The organism is Arthrobacter sp. SLBN-53 (assembly GCF_006715585.1).
In the GTDB taxonomy this organism is placed as follows: Bacteria; Actinomycetota; Actinomycetes; order Mycobacteriales; family Mycobacteriaceae; genus Mycobacterium; species Mycobacterium neoaurum_A.
Map to the genome: position 1 here is coordinate 1,188,671 of NZ_VFNN01000001.1, position 22,359 is coordinate 1,211,029.

At 68.2% G+C, this 22,359-nt stretch carries 21 protein-coding genes and 1 tRNA gene; 7 read left to right on the forward strand and 15 right to left on the reverse strand.

What is annotated here, in order from left to right; all coding sequences use genetic code 11:
• Positions 1-150: 150 nt before the first annotated feature.
• The gene (ettA, locus tag FBY28_RS05650; RefSeq protein ID WP_019512148.1) at positions 151-1,824 is read right to left on the reverse strand and encodes an energy-dependent translational throttle protein EttA; all 1,674 of its coding nucleotides are present in this window, start codon (positions 1,822-1,824) and stop codon (positions 151-153) included.
• A gap of 77 nt (positions 1,825-1,901) precedes the next feature.
• The gene (locus FBY28_RS05655; protein ID WP_216847515.1) at positions 1,902-2,360 is read right to left on the reverse strand and encodes a single-stranded DNA-binding protein; all 459 of its coding nucleotides are present in this window, start codon (positions 2,358-2,360) and stop codon (positions 1,902-1,904) included.
• A 231-nt stretch (positions 2,361-2,591) separates the two neighbouring features.
• On the opposite strand from FBY28_RS05655, the gene pknB reads away from it, so the two are divergent.
• Positions 2,592-4,433: a Stk1 family PASTA domain-containing Ser/Thr kinase gene (gene pknB / locus FBY28_RS05660; RefSeq protein WP_141865010.1), complete on the forward strand. Its 1,842-nt coding sequence runs from the start codon at positions 2,592-2,594 to the stop codon at positions 4,431-4,433.
• A gap of 47 nt (positions 4,434-4,480) precedes the next feature.
• Here the strand turns inward: pknB and FBY28_RS05665 are convergent, their stop codons facing one another.
• From FBY28_RS05665 to FBY28_RS26145, 5 genes are all read right to left on the reverse strand, one after another.
• Complete coding sequence (locus FBY28_RS05665) at positions 4,481-6,490, reverse strand: bifunctional copper resistance protein CopD/cytochrome c oxidase assembly protein (RefSeq protein WP_141865012.1); 2,010 nt, start codon at positions 6,488-6,490, stop codon at positions 4,481-4,483.
• Positions 6,491-6,513: 23 nt separating this feature from the next.
• On the reverse strand, positions 6,514-8,859 hold the full coding sequence (locus FBY28_RS05670) for a glycerol-3-phosphate 1-O-acyltransferase (RefSeq protein ID WP_141865014.1): 2,346 nt from the start codon (positions 8,857-8,859) through the stop codon (positions 6,514-6,516).
• Positions 8,856-10,364, reverse strand: coding sequence for an HAD-IB family hydrolase (locus tag FBY28_RS05675; protein WP_174241543.1), 1,509 nt, complete (start codon positions 10,362-10,364; stop codon positions 8,856-8,858). The genes FBY28_RS05670 and FBY28_RS05675 overlap by 4 nt, the downstream gene beginning before the upstream one ends.
• Positions 10,361-11,830 (reverse strand): wax ester/triacylglycerol synthase family O-acyltransferase, encoded by a 1,470-nt coding sequence (locus FBY28_RS05680; RefSeq protein ID WP_141865016.1) that lies wholly within the window; start codon positions 11,828-11,830, stop codon positions 10,361-10,363. The genes FBY28_RS05675 and FBY28_RS05680 overlap by 4 nt, the downstream gene beginning before the upstream one ends.
• A 106-nt stretch (positions 11,831-11,936) precedes the next feature.
• Positions 11,937-12,071 (reverse strand): hypothetical protein, encoded by a 135-nt coding sequence (locus FBY28_RS26145; RefSeq protein ID WP_286177779.1) that lies wholly within the window; start codon positions 12,069-12,071, stop codon positions 11,937-11,939.
• A 98-nt stretch (positions 12,072-12,169) separates the two neighbouring features.
• On the opposite strand from FBY28_RS26145, the gene FBY28_RS05685 reads away from it, so the two are divergent.
• Positions 12,170-12,242, forward strand: a tRNA-Arg gene (locus FBY28_RS05685).
• 104 nt (positions 12,243-12,346) lie between these two features.
• Here the strand turns inward: FBY28_RS05685 and FBY28_RS05690 are convergent.
• On the reverse strand, positions 12,347-12,724 hold the full coding sequence (locus FBY28_RS05690) for an STAS domain-containing protein (RefSeq protein WP_141865018.1): 378 nt from the start codon (positions 12,722-12,724) through the stop codon (positions 12,347-12,349).
• A 278-nt stretch (positions 12,725-13,002) separates the two neighbouring features.
• On the opposite strand from FBY28_RS05690, the gene FBY28_RS05695 reads away from it, so the two are divergent.
• From FBY28_RS05695 to FBY28_RS05705, 3 genes are read left to right on the forward strand one after another with little or no spacing between them, the layout of a single operon-like run.
• Positions 13,003-15,204 carry a SpoIIE family protein phosphatase gene (locus FBY28_RS05695; RefSeq protein WP_286178486.1) on the forward strand — a complete coding sequence of 734 codons (2,202 nt, stop codon included), beginning with the start codon at positions 13,003-13,005 and terminating at the stop codon, positions 15,202-15,204.
• Positions 15,205-15,237: 33 nt separating this feature from the next.
• Complete coding sequence (locus tag FBY28_RS05700; protein ID WP_141865022.1) at positions 15,238-15,531, forward strand: putative quinol monooxygenase; 294 nt, start codon at positions 15,238-15,240, stop codon at positions 15,529-15,531.
• A gap of 5 nt (positions 15,532-15,536) precedes the next feature.
• Complete coding sequence (locus tag FBY28_RS05705) at positions 15,537-16,139, forward strand: class I SAM-dependent methyltransferase (RefSeq protein WP_216847516.1); 603 nt, start codon at positions 15,537-15,539, stop codon at positions 16,137-16,139.
• Between the two features lie 4 nt (positions 16,140-16,143).
• On the opposite strand, the gene FBY28_RS25845 is transcribed toward FBY28_RS05705, so the two are convergent.
• From FBY28_RS25845 to FBY28_RS05725, 5 genes are all read right to left on the reverse strand, one after another.
• Positions 16,144-16,644 (reverse strand): hypothetical protein, encoded by a 501-nt coding sequence (locus FBY28_RS25845; RefSeq protein ID WP_019512136.1) that lies wholly within the window; start codon positions 16,642-16,644, stop codon positions 16,144-16,146.
• Positions 16,641-17,180: a hypothetical protein gene (locus FBY28_RS25850; RefSeq protein WP_174241499.1), complete on the reverse strand. Its 540-nt coding sequence runs from the start codon at positions 17,178-17,180 to the stop codon at positions 16,641-16,643. The genes FBY28_RS25845 and FBY28_RS25850 overlap by 4 nt, the downstream gene beginning before the upstream one ends.
• A 48-nt stretch (positions 17,181-17,228) precedes the next feature.
• Positions 17,229-17,615 (reverse strand): hypothetical protein, encoded by a 387-nt coding sequence (locus FBY28_RS05715; protein ID WP_141865028.1) that lies wholly within the window; start codon positions 17,613-17,615, stop codon positions 17,229-17,231.
• 378 nt (positions 17,616-17,993) lie between these two features.
• Complete coding sequence (locus tag FBY28_RS25855; RefSeq protein ID WP_174241500.1) at positions 17,994-18,689, reverse strand: hypothetical protein; 696 nt, start codon at positions 18,687-18,689, stop codon at positions 17,994-17,996.
• A 45-nt stretch (positions 18,690-18,734) separates the two neighbouring features.
• Positions 18,735-18,965, reverse strand: coding sequence for a hypothetical protein (locus tag FBY28_RS05725; RefSeq protein ID WP_141865030.1), 231 nt, complete (start codon positions 18,963-18,965; stop codon positions 18,735-18,737).
• 155 nt (positions 18,966-19,120) lie between these two features.
• Here FBY28_RS05725 and FBY28_RS05730 point away from each other — a divergent pair, with 155 nt between their 5' ends.
• Together FBY28_RS05730 and FBY28_RS05735 are read left to right on the forward strand one after the other, a co-directional pair.
• Entirely contained in the window at positions 19,121-19,465 is a 345-nt protein-coding gene (locus FBY28_RS05730; RefSeq protein WP_141865032.1) for a hypothetical protein, read from the forward strand.
• A 10-nt stretch (positions 19,466-19,475) separates the two neighbouring features.
• A complete protein-coding gene (locus FBY28_RS05735) occupies positions 19,476-20,228 on the forward strand; it encodes an enoyl-CoA hydratase (RefSeq protein ID WP_141865033.1) in 753 nt (250 codons plus the stop codon).
• On the opposite strand, the gene FBY28_RS05740 is transcribed toward FBY28_RS05735, so the two are convergent.
• Together FBY28_RS05740 and FBY28_RS05745 are read right to left on the reverse strand one after the other, a co-directional pair.
• The gene (locus tag FBY28_RS05740; RefSeq protein WP_141865035.1) at positions 20,225-21,331 is read right to left on the reverse strand and encodes a dihydrolipoamide acetyltransferase family protein; all 1,107 of its coding nucleotides are present in this window, start codon (positions 21,329-21,331) and stop codon (positions 20,225-20,227) included. The two genes, FBY28_RS05735 and FBY28_RS05740, sit on opposite strands and share 4 nt — an antisense overlap.
• Complete coding sequence (locus FBY28_RS05745; RefSeq protein WP_141865038.1) at positions 21,328-22,359, reverse strand: alpha-ketoacid dehydrogenase subunit beta; 1,032 nt, start codon at positions 22,357-22,359, stop codon at positions 21,328-21,330. Before FBY28_RS05745 ends, FBY28_RS05740 begins: the two co-directional genes overlap by 4 nt.

Sequence of the window (22,359 nt, forward strand, 5' to 3'; positions counted from 1 at the left end):
GGCGCGGCAACCACTCAAGCGACCCTATCGCCCTCGTGCGGCGTTTGGTCGCAGTCCCGCCGGTTCACCCCCGTCTGAACGACGAAATGGTCGCCGGATGTCATCATCCGGCAACCATTTCGTTGTTTTCAGTCTTCGTGACCGAGGTTTTCAGTCGCGAGTCAGCTTGCGGTGCGTGACCCGGTGCGGGCGGGCCGCGTCAGCGCCCAGACGGGCGATCTTGTTCTCCTCGTAGGCGCCGAAGTTGCCCTCGAACCAGTACCACTTCGCTTCGTTGTCGTCATCGCCCTCCCACGCGAGGATGTGGGTGCAGGTGCGGTCCAGGAACCAGCGATCGTGGCTGATGACCACGGCGCAGCCGGGGAAATTCTCCAACGCGTTCTCCAGCGAGGACAGCGTCTCGACGTCGAGGTCGTTGGTGGGCTCGTCGAGCAGGATCAGGTTGCCGCCCTCTTTCAGGGTGAGCGCGAGGTTCAACCGGTTGCGCTCACCACCGGAGAGCACGCCCGCGGGCTTCTGCTGGTCCGGTCCCTTGAAGCCGAACGCCGACACATATGCCCGTGACGGGATCTCGTTCTGGCCGACCTCGATGTAGTCCAGACCGTCGGAGACGACCTGCCAGACGTTCTTCTTAGGGTCGATGCCGGCGCGGCTCTGGTCGACGTAGCTGAGCTTGACCGTCTCGCCGACCTTCACGGTGCCGCTGTCGGGCTCTTCGAGGCCGACGATCGTCTTGAACAGCGTGGTCTTACCGACACCGTTCGGACCGATGACGCCGACGATGCCGTTGCGGGGCAGGGTGAAGGACAGGTCCTTGATCAGGATGCGACCATCGAAACCCTTGTCCAGGTGACTGACCTCGACCACGGTGTTGCCCAGTCGCGGCGGGGCCGGGATCTGGATCTCCTCGAAGTCGAGTTTGCGGGTCTTCTCGGCCTCGGCAGCCATCTCCTCGTAACGGTCGAGGCGGGCCTTGTTCTTGGCCTGACGGGCCTTGGCACCGGAGCGCACCCAGGCAAGTTCTTCCTTCAACCGCTTCTGCAGCTTCTGGTCCTTCTTGCCCTGCACCTCCAGGCGCTCGGCCTTCTTCTCCAGGTAAGTGGAGTAGTTGCCCTCATACGGGTAGGCGCGACCGCGATCGAGTTCCAGGATCCACTCGGCGACATTGTCGAGGAAGTAACGATCGTGGGTGACCGCCAGGATGGCGCCCTTGTAGGCGGCGAGGTGCTGTTCCAGCCACAGCACGCTCTCGGCGTCGAGGTGGTTGGTCGGCTCGTCGAGCAGCAGCAGGTCGGGCTTGCTCAGCAGCAGCTTGCACAGTGCGACGCGGCGCTTCTCACCACCGGAGAGGTGGGTGACCGGCTCATCGGGCGGCGGGCAGCGCAGCGCATCCATGGCCTGCTCCAGCTGCGAGTCGATATCCCACGCGTCGGCGGCGTCCAGCTCTTCCTGCAGCTGGCCCATCTCCTCCATGAGCTCATCGGTGTAGTCGGTCGCCATCAGCTCGGCGACCTCGTTGTACCGGTTGAGCTTGGCCTTGATGGCGACGCCCGCCTCGACGTTCTCCCGGACCGTCTTGGTCTCGTCGAGCTCGGGCTCCTGCATCAGGATTCCGACCGTCGCTCCGGGCTGGAGGAAGGCGTCGCCATTGTTGGGCTGATCGATGCCGGCCATGATCTTGAGGACGCTGGACTTACCGGCGCCATTGGGTCCGACAACGCCGATCTTGGCGCCTGGGAGGAAGTTCAGGAAGACGTCGTCAAGGATGACCTTGTCGCCGTGCGCCTTGCGCACCTTGCGCATCGTGTAGATGAATTCGGCCATGCCGTCGTCATGCCTTTCGTCTGGCTGCAGATCGCGTAAAACTCGCATCCCATCCTAGGCACCGGCCGAACTCCGGGTTACGCCGACAGGGACAGCCCCTGCTCGGCCGCCGCACCGGGGACGACATCCGGGGCCGTGTCCTCGTTGTCGGCTTCGTCGCGCGGTGCCGGGATCCCGGCCGCGCGGGTGCGTTCCAGCTTGACCCGGCATCTGCTCAGATCGGGCCCCACCGAATTGGCGCGGACCTCGACCGAGGACCGGCGGTTTCCGTCCTTGTCCTCGTATTCGTCGGTGTAGATGTGCCCGAGCACCACCACCGGATCCCCCTTGTAGAGCACGCTGGTGATGCCCTCGGCGACCTTGCCCCAGCAGTTGACGGTGACGAACAGCGAGGTGCCGCTCTCCCAACTGCCATCGGGCATCTTGCGCCGCGAATTGCTGACCACGCGGAAGCGGACGAAGTCCTGATCACCGACGCGCCTGGCGACAGGGTTGGTGGCGACGGTGCCGACAATGGAAAACGGGGTCTCGAACATGACATGCCTTTCGGTCGTGCACGGTGCCGGGTTCGCACCGGCCTGTGCACCCATTGACCCGTCGCCAGCCGACACGGCAGCGCGGTACGCGCCCGCCGCGGGTGGTGCTGTGGATGAATCCGCAACTGTGGATAACTCCCCGGGTACCGCCCACCAGCCACCGGCCGCGGGGCTTTGCGCGATGATCGACGGTGTGGCAGATGAGGGCACCGCAGTGATCGGACGCGCGCAATGACCATGCCGCAACGTCTGACGGACCGCTATGAGCTGGGCGAACTGCTCGGCTTCGGTGGCATGTCGGAGGTGCACCGGGCACGCGATATCCGGCTGCATCGCGACGTGGCGATCAAGATCCTGCGTGCCGATCTGGCCCGCGACCCGAACTTCTCCCAACGGTTCCGGCGTGAGGCTCGGCACACCGCGGCACTGAACCATCCGTTGATCGTCGCGGTATACGACACCGGCGAGGCACAGTCCGCGACCGGCATGTTGCCGTTCCTGGTCATGGAGTACGTCGAAGGCATGACCGTCAGCCAGCTCATCCAGCAGCACGGGACGCTCCCCCCGGCCCAGGCGATGGCCATCATCGACGGGGTCTGCACCGCGTTGGAGTTCAGCCACAGCCGCGGCATCGTGCACCGCGATATCAAGCCGGCCAACATCATGGTCACCCCGAACGGTGCGGTGAAAGTGATGGACTTCGGGATCGCCCGCTCCATGAACGCCACCACCGGTGATCGGCTGACGGCCACCTCGGCGGTCGTCGGCACGGCGGCCTACTTCTCCCCCGAACAGGCGCGCGGTCAGCAGGTCGACGCCCGCACGGATGTGTACTCGCTCGGCTGCGTGCTCTACGAGATGCTCACCGGGCAGGCGCCGTTCACCGGCGACACCCCGTTGTCGGTGGCCTACCAGCACGTCCGGGAACGCCCGGTCGCGCCGTCGAAGCGTCACCCCGGCATCTCCCCCGAGCTCGATGCGGTGGTTTTGACGGCGCTGGCCAAGAAGCCGGGCAAGCGCTACCAGAGCGCCGCCGACCTGCAGGCAGACATCCGCCGGGTCAGTGCCGGCGGCAGTCCGGTGGCCACCACGCCGCAGGCCGACGAGCTCGATCCGCCCGATACGGGTGAGCCCGCCGGGCCACTCACCCTGCAGATGCCCGCGCAGCAGGCCCGCGGCAGGTCCCGGCGCTGGGCCATCGGCGGCGCGCTCGCGGCGGTGCTGGCGCTGGTGGTCGGTGGCGTCTATGTCGTCGGCGCGATGAACCGGGTCCAGGTGCCCGATGTCACGGGTCTGGACCGTGCGGCCGCGGTGAGCCAACTGCAGGACCGCGGCCTGAATCCCACGGTCGACTCCATGCCAGACGGCACGGTGCAGGCCGGTCAGGTGATCGCCACCGACCCGGCCGCGGGTTCGTCGGTCTCCGAGGGCGGAGACATCACCGTCAACGTGTCGACCGGGCCGGAGCAGCGGCGGGTGCCCGATGTCGCGTCGATGTCCTACGAGGATGCCGTGCGGGCGCTGCGGGAGGCCGGGTTCGATCGCGTCCGCCGCCAACCGCAGGCCTCCACGGCCGAACAGCTCGACCGGGCCATCGGCACCGAACCCGCCGCCGGCCAGGATTCGGCGACCAGCAACGAGATCGTCATCATGGTCGGGTCGGGGCCGTCATCGCGGCAGCTACCCGATGTGACCGGCCAGACCGTCGAGCAGGCCACCAAGAACCTGAACACCGCCGGTTTCACCACGATCCTGCAGGCCGACACCGACGGGGTGCTGCCCGCAGGTGAGGTGGCGGGCACCGATCCGGCGCCCGGGGCGTCGGTGGCCACCGACGCCCCGATCACGCTGAAGGTGTCCCGCGGGAACCAGTTCCCCATGCCGGACCTGACCGGGCTGTTCTACGGCGACGCCCTGCAGCAGCTGCAGGCGCTCGGGTTCACCGGCCGACTGCTCAAGGGCCCCGATGTGGACGCCGGCGGCGACCGGCGTGCCCGGGTGGTGCGCCAGGACCCGGCACCGCGCGCGGGGGTGAACCGCGACGGGACCATCACGGTGAGCTACGGCAGCTGAGGCCGCTCGCAGGTCTTCGCTACCAGGTCTTCGCTACCAGGTCTTCGCTACGAGGTCTTGTTGCCGCTGTCGATATCGGCGAGCTTGGCCAGCATGTTGTTGTAGGCCGCCAGCTCGGCGTCCTCGTCGCGGTCGGCGGCCCGGTCGAGCCGCTTGGCCGCACGGTTGTCGCTGCGTCGCCACTGGATCAGCAGCGCCAACATCACCAGCACCAACGGCACCTCACCGGCTGCCCAGGCGATACCTCCGCCGAGCTTCTGATCGGCAAGCAGATCGGGGTTCCACGGCAACCGCAGTGAACGGTAGAAGTCGCCGGCGAGCACGGTGTTCATCCCCATCAGGACCACCCCGAAGAAGGCGTGCAGCGGTAGTGAGCCGAACACCATGGCGAGCTTGCCCAGCGGCGGGATCGGCCGCGGGGTGGGATCCACGCCGATGACCACCCAGTAGAACAGGTAACCGCTGAGCAGGAAGTGCAGGTTCATCGCCAGGTGGGCACCGTGGCTGTCGGCCGCGACGTCGAAGATGCCGCCGAAGTACAGACCGTAGAACCCCGCCACGAAGATCGCGGTCGACACGATCGGGTTCGTGAGGAACTGGGACACCTTGCTGTGCAACGCGGCCAGCAGCCACTCCCGCGGACCGGGCGGTCGATCCTTGCCGGCGGTGGGCAGCGCGCGCAGCGCCAGCGTCACCGGTGCGCCGAGCACCAGGAGCACCGGCACCAGCATCGACAACAGCATGTGGGCCGTCATGTGCACGCTGAACATCGCGGGCATGTAGCGGCCCAGGCCCGAGGATGTCGCGAACAACAGCGCCGCACAACCCAGCAGCCAGGCGATGATGCGCCCGACGGGCCAGGCGTCACCACGCCGGCGCAGCCGCACCACCGCGAGCACGTAGACGACGGCCGCGATGATCGCCGCGGTGCCGAAGATGAGGTCGAAGCGCCATTCGAACAGGATTCGGGCCAGCGTCGGCGGGCCGGACAGGTCGTACCCGATGGCGACCTCGGTGATCGATGGCAACCGCACCGGCGGCGGTGGCGGGGTGCGGCCGAGCGCGACCGCGAGCCCGAAGGTGACACCGAAGATCAGGGATTCGACCAATGCCAGCCGGATCAGCGGGCCGCGCGCGGTGGGGTCCGCCGCCAGCGCGGTGACGCTGCGCCTGCGCTGCAGCCAGCCCAGGACGCCGAGGGCCAGCAGTGCGGTCATCTTGCCGACGAGCAGCCACCCGTAGGTCTGGGTGAACAGATCGGACGGTTGGATCCGGACCAGGGCGTTACCGACACCGGATACCGCCATGGCGAAGAAACACCACACGGCGATCCGGGAGAACCGCCGGGCCGCCAGGTCGGTGTGCTCGCCCCCGCGGAACGCCAGCGCCCACAGCGCCAGCAATCCGCCGGCCCACAGCACTCCGGCGATCAGGTGGATGAGCAGGCTGTTGGTGGCGATGTCGTGGCTGCCGCCCGAGGACGAGTGTCCGGTCAGCGCCAGCGGCAGCAGGGTGATCAGTGATCCGGCCAGCAGCACCGGCGTCCACGACCAGCGCAGGACCGGGATGCTGGCGAGCGTGACGATGCCCGCGATCAGGGCCGTCCAACGCCAGGTGCCCGCGGTTTCGACCATGCTGGCCACGGTCCAGATGTCGACCGGATTGAGCCGCTCGACCAACGGGGCGCCGGTGATATCGGAGACGGTCAGCGGCACCAACAGCACCGCGCACACCGTCCACACGCCGGCGGCGACGGTCCCGGTCCGCAACGCCCGGTACCCGGCCACGTCCAACACCCCGCTGCGTTGCGGCGGGACCAGGAATGCGGCCATCAGGAAGGAGCCGACGGCGATGGCGGCCGCGATCTCGCCGGCGGCCCGGACGAACGGGAGCCCGTAGGTGGTGGCGGGGCCGGGGTTGGGCAGCCCGGTGGCGGCCAGCGCGTCGACGAGCGACAGGCCGCCGACACCGGCGGCGACCGCCCCGGCCAGCAATGCGACACCCCACAGCGTCGGCCAGACGGTGCGCACGCGCACCGGGGTCGCAACGGTAGTCATGCCGTCAAGGGTAGGCGGGGGTCTCAGCCGGTCGTGGGGCGGCGTGACTCCCGCTCGCGCCGGCGGTACTGGCGGAACGCCGTCTTCTCGACGGTGTTCAGGTCGGCGAGAATTCCGCGGATCTCGGTGAGGAAGGCCTGGCGCCGTTCGGACAGATCGGGGGCACGACGCAGCAGGTTCTGATCGGCGACCACCTGCCGGGCAGTGGCGAACAGCAGAGCCGATACCGATTCGGCGCTGCGCACCCTGCCCTGGGCGACATGCTGGCGCCCGACGCCGAGCGCCAGTTTGGTCAGATCGGGTTCGGAGATCTCGGATGACGCATCGCGCAGCACGTCGGCGACGATCTCGTAGGCCTCGAAGAACGGACGCAACATGGCCGCGCCCAACAGCGGCTGCTTGACCCGCAGCAGCTCGAGGATCGACTCGGGGCCCTCGGCGATGCGGTCCTCCCAGCCGTCCACCCAGCTCATCTCCCGGGTGACGTTCTCGCGGAAGGCCACCGAGTCGGCGAAGTAGAACTCGAACTTGAGCAGGTCGCGCAGGCGCAGCACCTGTGACCAGAACGCGTCGAGCCAATCGGACTCGGCGGTCGCGGCATGCGCCAGCGCCAGCTCGATGATCGAGGTCTCCAGGAACGCGTAGATGATCGAGTTGCGGTAGAACGCCGCCTCGTGTTCGTTCTCCGGCGCGATCCGCCACACCGGTTCGCGACCGCCGTCGACCCTGGTGACCGGATGCCCGCCCGAGAGCGCATCCACCGCTGCGCGCACGCCCTCCTTGGTACGCAATCGCAACACGCTGTTGGTCATTGGGATCTCGCGGCGCTCAAGGTAATCCAGGGCGTCGGCGAAGGTGTGGTGCAGCTGGTCGACGGTCAGCGCGACCCCGCGCGCGGCAAGCAGCAGCGCCGAGACCAGCCCGGTGGCGTTGACAGGGGTGACCTGCACGATGCGCCAGGCCACCTCGAAGGCCATCTTCTGCATGGCCAGCCGTTTGGCCTCGGGGCTGGTGGCGATGGGGCCGTTGGGCTCGCCGAGATACTGCCGCATCGAGACCGCTTCGGGGAACCGGACGTAGATCTTGCCGTAGTTGCGTTCGCCCTGGGCCTTGATGAAGTTGTAGAGCCAGCTGACGCTTTCGGGCGTCTTCTCCCCGCCACGGGCGTACTCGGCGTATTCGGCGGTCTCGTGCAGCTGGTCGAAACTGATCGACACGGGTTGCAGCAGGATGTCCTCACTGCGGCCGTCGAGATAGGCGTCGGCGACGTAGGACAACAGACCGAGCTTGGGCGGCAACATCTTTCCGGTCCGCGACCGGGTGCCCTCGATGGACCAGTTGAGGTTGAACCGCTTCTCCACGATGTAGCCGACGAATTGACGCAGCACGTACTTGTACAGCGGGTCGTCGAGTTTGCGGCGCAGGAAGATGACACCGGAGTGCCGGAAGATCGGGCCCATGAAGCCGAAGGACAGGTTGATCCCGGCGAAGGTGTGCACCGGCGGTAACCTGTTCTCCTGCATGGCGACCGGGACGATGACACCGTCCAGATAGGAGCGGTGGGAGAACAGCAGAACCGCCGGGTGGACCTCCAGTGCCCCACGCATGGCCTCGATCTCGGCGCTGTCGTAGTCGATGTGCGGATCGAAACCACGGCTGAAGATCGCCCGGCCCATCGTGGGGATCAGGTCGACCGAGAACCGGCTCCAGCCGGTGGAGAGCTCGTCGAGCATCTCCCCGGCCTTCTCGATGGTGGCCCCGGGGATCTGGTCCAATCCCTCCCGGAACCGCGATGAGGCCAGCATCTCCGGCTTCACCAGCCGCGGCGACTTGTATTCGGGGCCGAGCAGTCGCAGCTCGACGCGCTCGATGGCCAGAATCGCCCTGCGGATGACGAAGCGGGCGAATTCTCGCGGGTTTTCGGCGGTCGTGGTGTCCTGCCACTGCTGGCGGAGCTCGGAGACCTTGGCCGGTTCACCGGCGACCACCCGCGCGCGGGCCGGGTCTTTGCGCAGGATCCGGCGCTGAAGCAGCTCCGGCGGCCGATAGGTGTCGCGGCCGGATATCAGGGCCACCACCTTGGACCGGGTGGGCAATCCTCCGGGCACCCAGAAGATGCGCACCGGCACGACGGATCGGTCCGGGTCCGCCGAGAGCAGTTGGACCAACCGGGCCATCACGGTGGCGGGTGGATCATCGGAATGATCGGGTAGCAGTAGCACCTCGACCCGGGCCTCGGGGCGCTCACGCTGCTGCTGGGCCAGCCAGTGGTCGAGCAACTCCTGCTCGGCGGGCGAACCGACCGCGGCCAACACCAGGGTGTCTCCGGTCGGACTGAAGGTGGCGAAATCCTCAGCGACCGTTTTCACCGGCGTCCTTTCCCATTGCGGTAGACGGCATGGTCGGGCAGCTCACCGACGGGCCACGCTGCCAGCGTGTCCAGATACAGCTGGCGCACCTCGGCAATCCGCTCGGTCAGGTCGTCGTGGGTCCAGTCGTCGACGGGTATCGGCGGGAAGACGGCGACATCGACCTTGCCCGCGTTGAACGTGCTGGAGTCGCGGGCCGCGATGACCTCGGCGTTGCGGATGACGATAGGCACGATCGGGATGCCCGCGGCCATCGCGATGCGGAACGGTCCCTTCTTGAACGGGCCCACCTCGGTGGTGTCCAACCGGGTGCCCTCCGGTGCGATCAGGATCGAAAGCCCCTTCTTGGCAAGCTCTTCCACCTTGTGCAGGCCCTCGACCGCGGACTGGGTGTCCTCGCGGTCGATGAACGCCGCGTCCATCACCTTGCCGAGCGGACCCATCAGCGGGTTGCGCTCGAGCTCCTTTTTGCCCACACCGGTGAAGTCGGTGTTGACCAGACGGCCGGCGATCATCGGGTCGGCCTGGTTGCGATGATTGAAGATGAACACCGCGGGCCGTTGTTTGGTCAGGTTCTCCTCGCCGAGCACATTGAGCCCGATGCCGGTGGTCAGCATCAGCAGCTTGCTCCAGTTGGAGGTGAAGAAGTTGACGCCAACCCGTTTGTTGCGTGTCAGCAACCCCAGCCCGATGGCACCGGCGGCCACCGTGGGAATGGTGGCCAGGCTGGCCAGGGTGCGGATCTGCGAGATGGGGCTGCTGCCGCTGCGGCTGGTGAACTTGAGGATCGGCCATCCGCGCTTGGCTGCCACCGCGGCCAGTTTCCCGGCCGGGTTGGTCGGGCGCGGGTTACCGACCAGATACATCAGCGCGACGTCCTCATCGCCGTCGGCGTAGAAGTAGCTCTTCGCGAGATCGACGCCGTTCTCGGCCGAGAACTTCTGTACCGCATGGGCTTTGCCGGGCCCCCAGATGATCGGTTCGGCAACCTCGCCGGTGATCAGTCCGTCGTCGTCGGCGATGAACTTGTTGCTCAGGATGTTGTCGATGCCCAGGAACTTGGCGACGGGCTCCACCTGCACGGTCAGCGCACTGGAGCTGAGCACGACGGTGTGTCCGCGGGCCTGGTGGGCGCGCACCATTGCGCGCATCTCGGGGTAGATGCGGTCGCGGACGTGCTGGACGAACAGCCGCTCCCCCAGTTCGTCCAGATCACCGATCGAGTTGCCGCGCAGCATCCGGGCACCCTTGCCGATCAGGTCCTCGAACTCCGAACGGCCGAGTTGGTGGTTGATGCCGGCCTGCACCATCCCGATGAATTCACCCGCGCTCATCTGCCCGCGGCGCAGCCGATCCTGGGTCATCAGCACACCGGTGAACCCGGCCACCAGCGTGCCGTCCAGGTCGAAGAAGGCACCTACCTGCGAGCCCTCGGGGCTGGCCTCGATCTCGGCGACCGTTCCTGGCAGCCGCATCACCTGCGATTCGCCATCGGCGGGACTCATTGCGCGGCACTCCCATTCGACGGCTCGGTTTCGGACACGGTGAACGACGCGGCCTCGGTACGGCCGTCCCCACCGAGGGCCAGGACCTCATCGAAGCCCCGAACCAGGCTGCGCTGCCACAGCTGTCCGTCGATGATGGCGGCCCGGTCGTAGCGGGTCGTGATGGTGACGTACCCGCCTCGCGAGACCAGCACGGCCATCATCGCCACACCTGGCAACGGGCCAAGTCCGTAGTGCCGCAGCACCTTCGCCCCGGCGATGTAGGTGTCGCCGGGATAGACGGGAACATTGGATGCCTGGACATCGGAGTTCACCACCGAACCGGCGACCGATTCGAGCACGGCGTCGGGCAGGAAGCTGGCTATCGGAGCGATCGAGCCGACCATGTCGATCGCCCGTTCCTCGCGCTTGCTGGTCATCTGCGATCGAATGGCCTTGATCCGGCGTTCCGGGTCGGCGATACCGATCGGTGCGGCGAGATTGACACCGGCGAAACGGTTTCCGCCGGCCGGGTCGTCGCCGGAGCGCAGATTGACCGGTACGGCCATGGGCAACGTGTCGATCGGCATGCCCTTGGCCACGTGATAGTGCCGCAAAGCTCCGCACAGGCCTGCCAGGTAGGCGTCGTTGATCGAACCGCCGACGGCCTTGGCAGCCGTGTGCAGATCGGCGAACACGATGTCGATCGCCTCGCTGTGCGAGCTCAGGCTGCGCCGGCGCAACAATGGCGAATGGTCGGCCACCGGTCGCGATACCCGAGTGGTCGACAGTGCGTAGTCGACGACGCCGCTGACCGCCGCGGCCGGGTCCCTGACGACGTTGGTGACCGCATGCACCGCGCCGCCGACCAGACCCAGCACACTGTTGGTGATCTTCATGGGCATCCGATTGAGCCCCAGCTTCATCAGGTCATTGGACGACAGGTCCTGCGGAATCGGCAGCGGCGCAAGCTCACCGACCTCGACATCGCGCTCCAGGTTGTAGATGTGAGCGAACATCTCGACGGTGCCCACGCCGTCGGCGACGGCATGACTGAGGTGCAGGATGGTGGCTGCCCGGCCGTCGGACAGACCCTCGACGAGGGTGGCGCTCCACAGCGGGCGAGTGATGTCCATCGGCGACTGCAGCGCGATCTCGGCGATGTCGAGGACTTCGCGCAGGGTGCCCGGCTCGGGTGCCCTGACCCTTCGGACGTGGAAGTCGAGGTTGAAGTCCGGGTCGACCACCCAGCGCGGGGCCGCGGTCGGCAGCGTCGGCATCACCACCTTCTGGCGTAGCCGAAGCACCTTGCGGGAGGCCTGCTCGAACACCGCCCGGAACCGCTCCCAATCGGGAGTCGTGTCAAGCAGTTCGACACCCATGATCCCGGACCGCGTCCGCGGATTGGCCTCACCGCGGTGCAGCAGCGTGTCGACGCCGTTCAGTTTCTGGGGCAGCCCCGCCGCATCCAACGGCACTCTGCTCATCGCGCGAACTCTCCTCCTGATAACGCCCTTTGTGCAGCGTCCACGCTAGTCGGCGTCGCGGCGACGCGACGCCCCTTTCGCTGGGAGCGCGCAACCTCGCCAGCCCTCACGCCGAGACGCACGTGTTCCCGGGTGGGTCCTGCAGATCGCGGAACGCCGCGGTGTACCCCTTGGCCACCAGATCCGAGAACGCCTTCGCGACGCCCAGATCGCCTTTGTCCTTCGTGTGGTGCGAAGCCATCGACCGCCTCCTCCCGGGCACCAACCCACAGGGCTGATGTACCTGCCGTCGGTTGCTGAAAGGGAGGCGATGAGGTGTAAATTACGACTGTCCGATCTGCCCCCGTGGCGCAACGGATAGCGCAGCGGGTTTCTACCCCGTAGGTTGCAGGTTCGAATCCTGTCGGGGGTGCTTTTTCACCATGTGCGGGTCCATGTGCGGGTCCGCGGGTGCCAACCCGATGTCGTCTGACCCGACCATAACGCGCCCCACCGACACGTCACGCCGAGTCGGTGTCAGTCCGTGGTCGTCTGTAGCTCGTCGAACGCCGCACCCAGGTTCGGCCGGATGGTCAGGACATCGGCCAGGCCGACCAGCTCAAGGGGTCGACGGGTGATCGGCCCATCGGCCACCACCACCAGCGGCACCTCCGGTATCAGCTGCTGATGGGTCTCCACCAGCACCGACATGCCATAGGAGGCCAGCAACTCGGTATCGGTCAGGTCCACGATCACGGCCGTCGGTTGTTTCTTCAGCGCGGCAGCGATGACCTGCTGCAACGTCGGCGCGGTCACCATGTCGATGGCTCCGGCGCAGCTGACGACGACCGTCGTGTCATGCCACGATTCGGAGCAGACACACGGGGACGGGATGGGCTCAACTCGGTCGGGCATGGATACCTCGCGCAAACGTCGACTCCGGGCGCAATGTCTCGCGGGGCTGCTTCTTAACCAAACAAGCTAGAACGCCGAGTACTACGAGCCTAACGTAAAGATTCGGTCCCGATCGTGTCGCGGCACCCGGGCGGACGGCAATTCGCCGACCTGGCACGCTGTGCACCGTAGTCGGGGAGAGGTAGTCGGGGAGAGAACGGGGAGGTCCACCCATTTCGCGTCAGAATGATGATGACGTCGCCGTCGAGGGCCTCCTGCCGCCCGGCACCGTCATCGACCTGGACAATTGTGCGCGCGAGCCCATCCACATTCCCGGTAGTGTCCAACCGCGCGGTGTACTCGCGGTGGTCCGCGAACCCGGTTTCGAGATCCGCCAGATCAGCGCGAACGTCGACGACCTGCTGGGACGTTCCGTCGACGAAGTGCTCGACAAGGATCTGTCGGCCCTCATCGGCATCGATCAGGCCAATCTGATCAGACAGGCCGCCGCCACTTTCGGGGACCTGCGTCAGCGCAACCCCCTGGAGCTGACCGTGGAGGTCCGCGGACTCACCCGGCCGTTCGACGCGCTGTTGCATCGCGAACCCGGCGGCATCCTGCTCATCGAGATCGAGATGGCCTACGGCGAGCGCCCCTTCTCGTTCCCCAACACCTACCAGGCCGTACGCAACTCGGTAGAGGAACTGAATCGCGCCGACGGGCTCGGGGCCCTCTACGACACCGCGGCGAAGGCGGTCCGCGAGCTGACCGGATTCGACCGCGTCATGGTGTACCGGTACGACCGGGACTACAACGGTGAGGTCGTCGCCGAGAACAAACGTGACGATATCAATTCCTTTCTCGGACTTCACTATCCGGCCAGCGACATACCCGCCCAGGCACGCGCGATGTATGAGAAGAGTTGGCTGCGCCTGATCTCCGATGTCGACTACGCGCCGGCGCCGTTGGTGCCGCCGACGGACCCGGACACTGGGACGCCGGTGGATCTGACCCACGCCACCCTGCGCAGCGTCTCCCCCATACACATCGAGTACTTGAAGAACATGGGCGTGCGAGCGTCGATGTCGATCTCGCTGTTGCGACACGGGCGCCTGTGGGGTCTGATCGCCTGTCATCACTATGCCGGGCCGCACCTGCCGCCCTACGGTGCGCGCGCCGCCGCCGAGTTCCTCGGTTCGACATTGTCCCTGCGCATGGTCGACCGGTTCGAGGAAGACCAGTTACGCGAACAGCTCGCCGCGCAATCGCTGCTGAGCCATCTGACGGTGGCCACGCACAACGACGCGGAACCGCTGACCACCACCCTTCTGGGCACTCCCAGCGTGCTCGACCTGCTGCCCTCCACCGGGGTCGTGGTCAACGTCGGTGGCGAGTACGCAGCACTGGGTTCGCCGCCGGCGAGCGAGCAGGTCGCGGCCATCGCGGCGTGGGCCCGGAACACCGGTGAGGAGATCGCGGTCACCGAATGTCTTTCACGTGATGTGCCTGCGGTGCCGGTCGATCCTCAGGTCGCAGCCGGGGCGCTCGCGCTGAATCTGCCGGAGGACCAGTACGTCATCTGGTTCCGCGACGAGGCCGTCCGCTCGGTGGACTGGGGTGGCGACCCGCACAACAAGGCGATCGCTGTACAGGAGGGTGACCAGATCCGGCTCAGCCCGCGCAAATCATTCGATCGTTGGCGGGAGGTGGTCGACAAGTGCAGTGAGCCTTGGGCGCCCATCCAGCTGGAGTCGGCCGAAGGGTTACGCGCCAACCTGGTCGAAGAGCTCTATCGCCGGACCCGCAGTGCGCTTCGAGTGGCCGAGGTGCTGCAACACAGCTTGCTACCGGAATCCATCCCGACCGTCGAGGGCTGGGAATTGTCCGCCGACTACCGTCCGGCGGCCGGCGGACGAGTCGGCGGCGACTGGTACGACGCGTTCGAACTCCGCGATGGCCGGCTGGTCGTCCTGCTCGGTGATGTGGCCGGCCATGGCCTGGCTGCGGCGGGAACCATGGCTCAGTTGCGAAATGTACTGCGGGCCAATCTTTTCGCCGGCGCCGCGCCTGGAACAGCTATCAGTGATCTGAACTCGTTCAGCGTCCACCTGATGCCCCGCACGTTCGCCACCGTCATCGTCGCCCGGATCGATACCCGCACCGGCCATGTGGAGGCGTCCTCAGCCGGTCATCTCATGCCGTTCATCACCGGGTCGGTCGACGACGCGCCCACCGCGGCGCCGATCAAACTATCGCCGCCGATCGGCGTCCGGGGCGCGAGCTATGTCACCAGCGAGTTCGTCCTAGAGCCCGGCCAGTACATGGTGATGTTCTCGGACGGATTGGTGGAACGGCGGACCGCATCGATAGACGAAGGTCTGCAGCGCTTGGCGACCCAGCTCGCGGCGTCCCGGGATCGACGTGCGCCGACGGTGTCGGAAGCGATGACGCCCAACGACACCGATGACGACGTCACCGTCATCATCCTGGGCCGCCGGTGAACGACCGTACCGACACACCTTGAGGAGATTGCAATGCCAGTGACCGTGTTCCTCGAACTCCGTTTCCAGCCGGGTGCCGTCACACGTGCCCGCGCGGTAATGGGGCGCGCGCTCCAAGACACCCGAGCGTTCGCCGGCAACATCAGCACCGAAGTCCTGATCGACGAGGACGACGAAACACATTGGGTGATCAGCGAAGTATGGGAGTCGGTCGAACACGACGAGGCCTACCGAGCGTTTCGCGCAGGCACCGGCAAGCTCGCCGAGCTGCCGCCACTGTTGAGCGCGCCACCGATTAAGACGCGGTACGTCACGTCCGACGTGTGATGCCGATGGCCGCAACGGATGGCTACTGGAATCACAACACGGCTTACCATCCGTGGCTGCTCACACTCACCCGTCGAGACGGTCATGCACTCGATGTGGGGTGCGGCGATGGCCTGCTGGCGCAGCGCCTTGCCACGGTGTCACGAGCGGTGACGGCGCTGGATCCGGACCCGGCGGCGATTACGCGGGCCCATGACCGGATCGGAACCGAGACGAGGGTCTCGGTGCAGAACTGCTCATTCGACGATTTCGATTCCGGCGGAGATCGTTTCGACCTGATCACGTTCGTCGCCAGCCTGCATCACATGGATCTGCGCACGACGCTGCAGAGAGCCCGCGGTCTGTTGGCTCCGGAAGGGACCATCGCCGTCGTCGGCCTGAGCGCCAACACCTCGGTCGGTGACTGGCTGATCTCGGCCCTGTGTCTTCCCGCGGTGCGCCTCGGATCACGTTGGCATCGGGAACATCCCGATATCGGCGTGGTCATCGCCGACCCGCGCGAATCTCTTTCCGAGATTCGACGCGTGGCCAGCGACGTCCTGCCGGGCGTGACGATCCGCCGAGCCCTGTACTACCGGTACCTACTGCGCTGGACGCTGCCCGACTGACGGGTCACCAGTCGTCGGACCGAATACCCGCAGTGGCGTCCGGCATGACGCTGCCGGTGCCCGGCGTCGACAGGGACCAGCCGCCGACTCCCTCACACACCAGGTCGGTGGGCATCGACACCTGCGACGGCACCGGGACGCCCAACCCGGAGATACCCGGCATGTTCAGCTGCGGGGTGGGAAGCATTCCGGTCAGCCCACCGACGCCAGACGGGGCGGCCAGCGAGGGTTGCGGAAGCATTTCGGCCAACACGCCCGTGACACCGGCCAGCGGGGCCATCACCATGCCCGGGAGACCGGACGCGGCGCCGGCCGCCGGGAGGATCGCGCCCGGAATACCGGCGAACGCGGTTCCACCGCCTGCTGCCGCGGCGGGTGCGCCGACCCCGACCGCACCGGCCGGGGCAGCCGCCTGGACTGCAGCCACCGCGGGCGCGGTCACTGCCTGCACGGCTCCGAGCCCGCCCGTGCTGGCCATCAGGGGGCCGACAGCGGCGGCGTTCACGCCACCCGCACCCGCACCGCCCGCTCCTGCGCCGCCCGCGCCACCCGCGGCACCACCAGCCGCGCCGCCACCGGCACCACCACCCGCAGCACCACCGCCACCAGCTCCTGCTCCGCCGGCACCACCCGCAGCACCACCGCCGCCAGCTCCTGCGCCGCCGGCACCACCGGCGCCTGCTCCACCGGCACCACCCGCAGCACCACCGCCACCGGCACCGCCGGCAGCACCACCGCCACCGGCACCGCCCGCACCCGCGCCACCGGCACCACCACCTGCGGCACCACCACCGCCACCGGCACCACCCGCACCGCCGGCAGCACCACCGCCACCGGCACCACCGGCACCGGGGATCGCGACGGCCGCCGCATCCTCGATCGGTGCGCCGATCGGCGCACCGGCTGCACGCGCAGCGGCATCGTCGAGGGCCGCGCCGGGCAATCCACCGACACCAGGGGCTCCACCTGCGCCGGGCAGACCGGCACCGGGCGCACCTGCCGCGCCCGCGGCATCGACGAGCGCCGCCGCGGGACCTTCACCGTTGAGTCCTGTGCTGGCCAATAGCGGTCCGACACCCGCACTATCCATCAGGGGGGCGCCACCTGCCGCGTCGGCAAGCGGTGCGCCAAGCGCTGCGGGCGCTCCGCCCCCGACGGGGGCACCACCACCCACGGGAGCACCGCCACCCACCGGGGCGCCACCACCCACCGGGGCGCCACCACCCACCGGGGCGCCACCACCCACCGGGGCACCGCCACCAGCACCACCACCGGCCGGGGCACCGCCACCAGCAACACCACCGGCCGGAGCGCCACCGACTGCAGCCGCCGGGGCACCGGCGCCACCGGCGCCCGCACCGCCACCAGCTGCGCCCGCACCGCCACCAGCTGCGCCCGCACCACCTGCGCCACCACCGGCCGCGCTTGCGCCGCCGGTACCACCGGCAGCCTGCAGAGCCGCTCCGGATCCGCCACCGGCCGCCGCGCCTGCGTCAGCGATCACCGCAGCGGGTGCGCCTCCGACAGCGGCGCCCGGAGCGCCGCCGACCACCGCACCCGGGGCACCGCCCCCTGCGACGCCGGGAACGCCGATACCCGGAACGCTGACGCTCGGAATGTCGACATCGATGGGCACCGACAGTTCCACCGGGGGAGACGAGATCTCCGCGGGTGGGCCCGACACCTGCACCGGCGGGGCATGCACCTCGACCGGCGGGGCAGCAACTTCGACAGGGGGTGCGTGCACCTCGACAGGCGGCACCGAGACCTCAGCCGGGGGCAACGCCACCTCGACCGGCGGGACCGCCACCTCGACCGGCGGAACCGCGGCGGCGAGTTCAACCGGCGCACCGGTCACCCCACCGCCCTCGACGACTCCGGCAGCGGGGACGGCTCCTGCGCCGCCGACACCACCACCGGTGGCGCCACCGCCAGCTGCACCGCCGCCGGCCGCGCCACCGCCACCACCAGCCGCACCACCGCCAGCACCACCACCGGCCGCGCCACCGCCAGCTGCAGCGCCACCGCCAGCACCACCGCCGGCCGCGCCACCGCCAGCACCACCGCCGGCCGCGCCACCGCCAGCTGCACCGCCGCCGGCCGCGCCACCGCCACCACCAGCCGCACCACCGCCAGCGCCGCCACCGGCACCACCGGCGTCAGCACCACCGATTGCTGCCGCGGGGGCAGCACCTTCGCCGCCGCCGACCACCGGCGCGGCGGCGGCCGCAGGTGCGGCTGCCGCACCGTCGACCACCGCAGCGGCAGGGACCGGCACCTCGATCGCGGGTGGCGGGGCCACCGCGGCAGCATCGACCAGCTCACCCGCGGGGGCGCCTGCCGGAGCCGCCACACCGGCGGCCGGATGAATTGCGGCCCCACCGGGAACACCACCGGGGGCACCCCCGCCTGCTCCGCCCGCACCAGGGGCTCCGCCGCCACCGACCGCGGCCGCGGCGTCGGCAAGTGGAGCGCCAACGGGGGCTCCCCCGCCTCCGGGCGCCGCACCAGCGGCATCGACGATCGCCGCGCCCGGTGCGCCGCCGGCACCCGGAACTCCGCCCGCCAACGGAGCACCTGCTCCCGCGGCGTCGATCAACGGAGCGCCTGCTGCGACGGGAGCACCGGCGCCACCGGCACCCGCTCCACCGCCGCCACCGGCTCCGGCTCCGCCGGCACCACCCGCACCACCGGCACCGCCCGCGCCGCCACCGGCCGCGCCGCCACCACCGGCCGCGCCAGCTCCACCAGCTCCGCCCGCACCACCACCGGCTCCACCAGCACCGCCACCAGCCGCACCGCCACCACCGGCCGCGCCGGCTCCACCGGTTCCACCTCCGGTCACACCCGCCGCCGGGAAAGCACCGGCCGCGGTCGCCGGGGGCACGACAACCGGCGCGGCGCCGCCGCCGGTGAACGGCGCGGCGATGCCCTGCAACGACTGGCCGAGATCAGGCGGCGACGCGGCGAGGTTCTGCACCATGCCGACACACGGAACGCCGCCGGCGCTCGACTGCAACGCAGGTTGCGCATCGGCCGTCGCTATCAACAACAGCGGCGGCGTGCACAAAGCCGCCGCAGCAAAAATGCTGACAGCCAAACGATTTGACCTACTCACCATGTCATCCCCAAGCGTTTTCAAATTGACGTCGCAGTCAGGGAAGAAGGTAAATGACATCCATGAAACTCACCGGCGCGCCAAACGGGACGGTTACCGTTCCGATGCAAAGGAGATCCGGGCCCGTGACAGAACAGCAGCGAAATCCCAGATAACCGACGAAACGCCGACACCACCTGCACGCCGGCCCGGGTGTCCCGATCCGTAGCCTTGGCCGCATGACCGACCTCGTCCTCGTCGACATCGCCGATCGCGTCGCGACCATCACCGTCAACGATCCCGATCGGCGCAACGCTGTCACCGCCGAGATCTCTGCAGGCCTGCGCGCCGCGGTCGAGGCCGCGGAGGCCGACTCCAACGTGCACGCGGTCATCGTCACCGGGGCAGGCAAGGCCTTCTGCGCAGGAGCCGACCTGACCGCGCTCGGTGAGGCGGCCGAGGACGGACTGCGCGTCATCTATGACGGCTTCCTGGCCGTGGCCGATTGCTCCCTGCCGACCATCGCCGCGGTCAACGGCGCCGCCGTCGGGGCGGGCCTGAACCTGGCACTCGCCGCGGACGTCCGCATCGCGGGCCCGGCGGCTTTGTTCGATCCCCGGTTTCAGAAACTGGGCATCCATCCCGGCGGCGGCGCCACCTGGATGCTGCAGCGCGGCGTAGGACCCCAGGTCGCCCGGGCCGCGTTGCTGTTCGGCAAGCGTTTCGACGCACAGGAGGCGGTGCGGTACGGGCTGGCGCTCGACATCGCCGACGACCCGGTGGCCGCTGCGCGCGAACTGGCTGCCGGTCCGGCCGGTGCACCGCGCGAGGTGGTGATGGCGACCAAGGCCTCGATGCGGGCGACCGCCAATCCCGGTGTCGTGGACAGCGAACAGCACGCCATCGCCGTCGACATCGAGATAACCCCGCAAGCGCGCTCCATCGAGTCCCCGGAGTTCCAGAGTCGGTTGTCCGCGGCCAAGCGACGTTAGAGGTCGGCCAGCGCCAGCTCCGGTGCCTCCACCAACTCACGCAGATCGGTCAGGAACGCCGCGGCCTGCGCGCCGTCGATGATCCGGTGGTCGAACGCGCAGCTCAACTCCATCGTCGCGCGCGCAACCACCGCGCCGTCGACGACCACCGCACGTGGCTTCAGCGAGCCCATCCCCAAGATTGCAGCCTCGGGATAGTTGATCACCGGTACACCCGAATCCAGGCCGAGCGCACCGAAATTCGACACGGTGAACGTCGACCCCATCAGCTCGGCCGGACGCAATGTCCCGCCGCGCGCTCCGTCGATGATGCGTGCCACCTCGGCGGCGAGCGCGCGGGTGGTGCGCTGCTGCGCGTCGGTGACCACGGGAACGAGCAGTCCGCGCGGCGTGGCCACACCGACGCCGAGGTGCACCGACGAATGCCGGTGGATGCGCGGACCGTCGGTGGTGTCCACCCATGTCGCGTTCAGGAGCGGATGTCGGGTCAACACCGACGTCAACAGTCGCAGCGTCAGCGCGAACGGCGTGACACCGAGCCGGCGCGAGAGCCCCTGTAGCGCCGTCCCATCGACCACCACAGCGGCATGAGCATCGGGAATCTTGCTCCGCGACAGTGTCATCCGCTTCGCCATCTCGACCTGCACGCCGGAAAGCGGCACCATGTCCGGGGGCGCCGAAGCGGCCAGCACGTCATCACGGGTGACGATGCCGTCGGGGCCGGTCGGCGTCAGCGAGGGCAGCTCGACACCATTCTCGCGAGCCAACTTTCGGACCGACGGCTTGGCGCGGGCACGACGGGACGTGTCCATTCGATCATCGGCGCCGTAGCCCACCAGCACCGGACCGGATCCGGAATTCTCGGCGACACCTATTCGCACCAGGACGGCACCGACGGCAAGCGTCTCCCCCACGGCCCCGCCGAGTTCGACTATCCGGCCGGCGTGCGGGCTCGGGATCTCGACCTCGGCCTTGTTGGTCTCCAACGTGCACAGCACCTGGTTGAGTTCGACGGTGTCGCCCACCGCCACCGACCAGCCGGTGATGGTGGCTTCCTCCAACCCTTCCCCGAGGTCGGGCACCCGGAACTCCCGGGTGCTCATTGCGCCATCACCTTCTCGACGCAGTCCAGCAGCCGATCCACCCCTGGTAACCACAGCTTTTCCAGCCGCGCCGGTGGGTACGGCGTGTCGAATCCGGTGGCCCGCAACACAGGAGCCTCCAGGTCGTAGAACAGCTCCTCGGAGATGCGAGCCGCCAGTTCGGCACCGAAGCCCAGCGTGCGCGGCCCCTCGTGCATGACCACGCACCGGCCGGTGCGCCGCACCGAATCGGCGATGGTGTCGAAGTCCAACGGGTTCAGCGTCCGCAGGTCCATGACCTCGACGCCGACACCTCGATCCGCCGCCGACTCGGCGGCGTTGAGGGCGACATCCACCAGGCCCCCATAGGTGAGCACCGTGACGTGTTCACCTGGACGCCGGATGGCCGCACGCCCGAAGGGCAGCTCGGCCGACTCGGTGTCGACGATTCCCCTGGTCCAGTACCGCCGTTTCGGCTCCAGGTAGACGACCGGGTCCGGGCAACTGATCGATTGCCGCAGTAGCCAATACGCATCCGACGGCGTCGAGGGGACCACCACCTTCAAACCGGCGGTGTGCAACCAATAGGTCTCGGTGGACTCCGAATGATGCTCGACCGCGCCTATTCCGCCGAAGGACGGGATGCGCACGGTCACCGGCATGTCGACGTCACCGTGGGTGCGCATCCGATATTTGGCGAGGTGACTGACCATTTGGTCGAAGGCCGGGGCGGAGAACCCGTCGAACTGGATTTCCGGCACCGGGACGAAACCACGGATCGCCATCCCTATCGCGATACCGATGATCGCCGACTCGGCCAGCGGCGTGTCGAAACACCGCCGTTCGCCGTATGTTTCGGCCAATCCATCGGTCACCCGGAACACGCCACCGAGCCGGGCGACATCCTCGCCGAACACCAGGACCCGCTCGTCGGCGGCCATCGCGTCGTGCAGTCCCTGATTGACGGCCTGTGCCAGGGTCATGGTCAACAACGACGGCCGGGGTTCGCCGAAGTCACCCATCGGCGGTCGTTCGATGATCTGGGTCAT

Coding starts and splice junctions, on each gene's coding strand:
- FBY28_RS05705 (WP_216847516.1), top strand. CDS start 15,537: ATGGCCGCAACGGATGGCTACTGGAATCACAACACGGCTTACCATCCG.
- pknB (WP_141865010.1), top strand. CDS start 2,592: ATGACCATGCCGCAACGTCTGACGGACCGCTATGAGCTGGGCGAACTG.
- FBY28_RS05655 (WP_216847515.1), bottom strand. CDS start 2,360: ATGTTCGAGACCCCGTTTTCCATTGTCGGCACCGTCGCCACCAACCCT.
- FBY28_RS05680 (WP_141865016.1), bottom strand. CDS start 11,830: ATGAGCAGAGTGCCGTTGGATGCGGCGGGGCTGCCCCAGAAACTGAAC.
- FBY28_RS26145 (WP_286177779.1), bottom strand. CDS start 12,071: ATGGCTTCGCACCACACGAAGGACAAAGGCGATCTGGGCGTCGCGAAG.
- FBY28_RS05745 (WP_141865038.1), bottom strand. CDS start 22,359: ATGACCCAGATCATCGAACGACCGCCGATGGGTGACTTCGGCGAACCC.
- FBY28_RS05735 (WP_141865033.1), top strand. CDS start 19,476: ATGACCGACCTCGTCCTCGTCGACATCGCCGATCGCGTCGCGACCATC.
- FBY28_RS05730 (WP_141865032.1), top strand. CDS start 19,121: ATGCCGACACACGGAACGCCGCCGGCGCTCGACTGCAACGCAGGTTGC.
- FBY28_RS05665 (WP_141865012.1), bottom strand. CDS start 6,490: ATGACTACCGTTGCGACCCCGGTGCGCGTGCGCACCGTCTGGCCGACG.
- FBY28_RS05740 (WP_141865035.1), bottom strand. CDS start 21,331: ATGAGCACCCGGGAGTTCCGGGTGCCCGACCTCGGGGAAGGGTTGGAG.
- FBY28_RS05675 (WP_174241543.1), bottom strand. CDS start 10,364: ATGAGTCCCGCCGATGGCGAATCGCAGGTGATGCGGCTGCCAGGAACG.
- FBY28_RS05700 (WP_141865022.1), top strand. CDS start 15,238: ATGCCAGTGACCGTGTTCCTCGAACTCCGTTTCCAGCCGGGTGCCGTC.
- ettA (WP_019512148.1), bottom strand. CDS start 1,824: ATGGCCGAATTCATCTACACGATGCGCAAGGTGCGCAAGGCGCACGGC.
- FBY28_RS05690 (WP_141865018.1), bottom strand. CDS start 12,724: ATGCCCGACCGAGTTGAGCCCATCCCGTCCCCGTGTGTCTGCTCCGAA.